Annotated in this window: 1 pseudogene; it reads left to right on the forward strand. The window is 65.7% G+C overall.

Annotation, left to right across the window (positions count from 1 at the left end):
- Positions 1-332, forward strand: a pseudogene (gene nusA / locus FLQ44_RS17805) (transcription termination factor NusA); the annotation flags it as partial.

The following is a 332-nucleotide window of genomic DNA, read 5'->3' on the forward strand; positions in this document are numbered from 1 at the left end:
GCGCTGCGCCCGAATTCATGATGGCCCTGTTCAAGCTCGAAGTGCCGGAAGTGGGCCAGGGTCTCGTCGAGATCAAGGGCGCCGCCCGTGACCCTGGCGATCGCGCCAAGATCGCGGTGATCGCCCATGACACCCGCACCGATCCGATCGGCGCCTGCATCGGCATGCGCGGTTCGCGCGTGCAGGCCGTCAGCAACGAGCTGAACGGCGAGCGCATCGACATCGTGCTGTGGAGCGAGAATCCCGCCCAGTTCGTCATCAATGCGATGGCGCCGGCCGAGGTGCAGTCGATCATCGTCGACGAGGAGCGCCACTCGATGGACATCGCCGTT

It is taken from the genome of Vogesella mureinivorans (assembly GCF_007644035.1).
GTDB classification, from domain to species: domain Bacteria; phylum Pseudomonadota; class Gammaproteobacteria; order Burkholderiales; family Chromobacteriaceae; genus Vogesella; species Vogesella mureinivorans.